The following is a 3183-nucleotide window of genomic DNA, read 5'->3' as shown; positions in this document are numbered from 1 at the left end:
AATTAACTATTTTAAAACAGATAGTTAAACGTAAAATTTAAACCTTATCTAGGACAGCCCCATTTTTTAAGTATTTTCTGCCTTCCGGACGGATCATCCCTGCATCCGTTCCTAACCGCAAATTTTCATCTGCGCCAGTTTCTCATGACAGGCCAGCAGTTTCGGAACCGTTTCTCCGGCACGTGCCAGGAAAAACGCGCCATAAATTCATCACCGCTCAGCGTCAGTGCTTCCTCCTGCTTCGTCCCGTGGCTGCAGTGGGTTATTCACCACATCGCCATAAACCATGATAAGCAGCTGGCGAGAGAGGTCGGTGGACCGTGTGGCCGCACCGCTAATCGTGTCGTAGTTGATATTGTCTGCAAATGCCGGCAACGACAGACCGACCAGCGCGAAGGCGGCCAGTAACAGTAGCAGTCTTTTCATAATGGTTTCCGTAACGAACAGAATGCGCATCCGAAGGATGGCAGAGGGAAAGGGTCAGAAAGGGGCACGCCAGCTGAAGAGCTCTTTAAGCCAGGTGCCGGTTGCCCGCCACTGAGTAAACGATCCCAGTTCCTGGCTGAGAAGTTACCAGAGGTGAAACTGGTTTTTCATGGCACACACAAACAGCATGCCGGCGAAAGCGGAAACCATGAACATCAGGCTGAACATACGCATCAGCAGCACCCCGGAACCCGGAGGGGCTGTAAGGAGTGTTCCCACCGGTAGCAAAATGACGATGCTTGCGGCCACGACGAACATGGCCAGCCAGATCCGTTTAGCCAGCAAGAAACGGCGCATCAGTGCTTCCCGGCTGTGACCACTGGTGGCTACGGCTTCATCAAAACTGAGAATTTCTTTTTCTCTCTGTGCAGCTTCAGGCCACAGACGGCGGAACCGCTCCGCATTTTTCTCAGCCGCATACCGTGCGGCATTTACCATGCGACCGGCCTCCCAGAGCGGGAGAACCAGATTGGCGGCAAACCAGGCTTTCTTTCCTATTTTCTTCATTGGCGTGTAGCTCCGGCGGCGGCCTGCTGCAGTTTCTGCGCCAGGCGAGGTTCGTAGTACTGGGCACCCTCAAGACTCAGCTGCTGGCCAGAGATAATGGCGTTCTCCTGCAGCTGCTGCTTGATGCCTAAAAGTATGGCGGTCTGAAGGCTCTGGATTCGGATGGACTCACGCAAAAGGTTGTCGCCATCCATAGCCTGCAGGTCGGTCTGGTAATCGGTATTGGCGTACCGGCGATTGACTTCGAAGGACTCAAATTCACGCAATGACATCATGCCGGTGCGCTTTGCTTCGGCTGAGGCATTCTCATCAGACCAGGCCCTGCTCGATGGCGTCTGGAGTGTTTCGGCCAGAACGTCTTTCGTGGCTTCATTAGGCTGACTGGCAGCGACCATCGCCAGCTGAGGTTGCTCAGCTGCGCTTTGTATGGCGTCATGCTCTGTCATCATCCCGATGTACTGACGACCGCTGTCTGTTTTCACTTCGCCCTTTTTCAGCGCCCGGCCGGGGCTACGGCGGACTGAGTTTTTAAGGTACATCATCGCCGCATCGGTCTGTTCCTGGGTGAAGGTCAGCTCAGGGGCTTTATCTTCTGGCCCGGCGCCAGCCAGTAGCGAGCGGACTTCCTTATCTCCGCCCGGTAACGCCGATTCCCCGCTGCAGAGGTCACCCCAGGCATCCGCATCTTCCTTTGTGCAGTAGTTTCGGTGGATTTCTGCTGTGGCAAAAAGCCCCTTTTCAGGGACGTCGGGTTTAGAAGACAGGGCCTTTTTGATGGCGCTGTTCCGAACACCGCCACCACTGGAAAGCGCTGACTGTTTTGCAGCCGACTGACGGGCTACCTGCGAGGCCTGCCCGGAGGCAGACTCACTGCAGATGCTGTCCGGCACGGTGTAGCTGCGCCTGGCCTGCTCCAGGTTTTGCACCTGCTGCGCATAGGTGGCGTATTGCTGCATGTTCTCCGTTGATTGTTGGATCATGGCCGCAATCTTGTCGTTGCCGGAACTGATGGTGCCGCCAATCTGCTGGTTGGTGGAGAGTATGCTTCCGAGGGTTGCGTTCGCTGTACTTAACTGCGGAACCACCTCAGTTGTGATCGATATGCTGCTATTAACATTGACGGTATAAGCTGAACTATAAAACGGGGACAGTAGCAGGCCGCCGATGGTGACAGCCAGGAGTCGTTTCTTCATGGGTTCGCCTTAATCAGATTTGCAGGCCGCGTGCGGCAATGAGTTCGCTGGCCAGTCGGTTAATTACGTTGCCGTGATCGGTTTCTCGCGCTTCTTTCTGGCGCAGGTCAATGAGGTTGACGGCGCTGCCGGTCGGAAAGGCTTCAGCCAGGATAGCTCTGGCCTTAGCGACCGTCGAGCAGGTCATACAGCTGGTCGCGTAATGCGGCATCTTTCGGGGTTGAGTTGAGCGCCCACAATTCCTTGGGGCCGAGAGTATTTTTTAGGATCTGCACTACTCTGCCGGTTTTCAGGCGGAAGCACGCCAGAAAGTGCGTACCACTGCCGTCTGGGGAAGCACCGGAGCCAATATGGCGGAACGTCTGTGCGGTATGTGCCGGCACGTCAAAATGTTCAGTCAGCAATGGAAGATCCTCATGGCTGACCTGCTGCATCAGATAGAGACTGTTCGCTGACTTCAGGATTTCATGCGGGAAGTGGGGTCGAGTCCGTCAAGGTGGTGTAAATTCAGATCCGGCCTTCCGGTCCGGTAATATGTCTGTTAAGCGCTGAGTGGCAGCGCCTCGATCACATCGTTTTCAGCGGTCTGCTCTATCTCCGCCATGCTGTGCTGCGGCAGGTAGCGGTTCTGCAACAGCCATTCTTCGTTCTGCTCCGTCAGCACCGCACCCAGAAGCCGGGTTATGCTCTCTTCGTTGGGAAAAATACCCACCACGTGGGAACGCCGCTTCACCTCTTTATTCAGGCGCTCCAGCGTGTTCGTGGAGTGGATTTTCACCCGGTGCGCTCCCGGGAACCCGAAGTACGCCAGCCCCTCCGCCTCCGCTTCGTCCATCATCTCTGTGACTGCCGGGAAGTTCTTTTCCAGCTGGGCCGCGACCTCGCGCCAGGTGGCATGGGCGTTTTGTTCCTCCGTCTGCACGAACACCTGTTGCAACGCGGCACGGACAACCGACTGGCTGGCTCTGCTGACTCGCCCCAGCACGTTACGCATGAA

At 55.8% G+C, this 3183-nt stretch carries 6 protein-coding genes and 1 pseudogene; all 7 read right to left on the bottom strand.

Annotated elements, in window-relative coordinates:
• Positions 1–161 precede the first annotated feature (161 nt).
• Positions 162–254: pseudogene (locus tag BBW68_RS18300) on the bottom strand (transposase); the annotation flags it as partial.
• Positions 211–426, bottom strand: coding sequence for a hypothetical protein (locus BBW68_RS20560; RefSeq protein ID WP_148127553.1), 216 nt, complete (start codon positions 424–426; stop codon positions 211–213). The gene BBW68_RS20560 and the pseudogene BBW68_RS18300, both read right to left, overlap by 44 nt.
• Positions 427–570: 144 nt before the next feature.
• Entirely contained in the window at positions 571–993 is a 423-nt protein-coding gene (gene traX, locus BBW68_RS05320) for a conjugal transfer protein TraX (RefSeq protein ID WP_070134317.1), read from the bottom strand.
• Positions 990–2186 (bottom strand): conjugal transfer protein TraW, encoded by a 1197-nt coding sequence (traW, locus tag BBW68_RS05315; RefSeq protein ID WP_070134316.1) that lies wholly within the window; start codon positions 2184–2186, stop codon positions 990–992. Before traW ends, traX begins: the two co-directional genes overlap by 4 nt.
• Before the next feature lie 13 nt (positions 2187–2199).
• Entirely contained in the window at positions 2200–2373 is a 174-nt protein-coding gene (locus tag BBW68_RS15940; RefSeq protein WP_186821284.1) for a hypothetical protein, read from the bottom strand.
• Positions 2351–2590: a hypothetical protein gene (locus BBW68_RS18760; protein ID WP_186821283.1), complete on the bottom strand. Its 240-nt coding sequence runs from the start codon at positions 2588–2590 to the stop codon at positions 2351–2353. Before BBW68_RS18760 ends, BBW68_RS15940 begins: the two co-directional genes overlap by 23 nt.
• A 137-nt stretch (positions 2591–2727) precedes the next feature.
• Positions 2728–3183 (bottom strand): transposase (locus BBW68_RS05305; RefSeq protein WP_186821233.1); only part of this gene is annotated, 456 nt, incomplete at its 5' end.

Source organism: Candidatus Erwinia dacicola (assembly GCF_001756855.1).
Lineage (GTDB): Bacteria > Pseudomonadota > Gammaproteobacteria > Enterobacterales > Enterobacteriaceae > Erwinia > Erwinia dacicola.
This window is presented reverse-complemented; position numbering and strand designations above follow the sequence as displayed.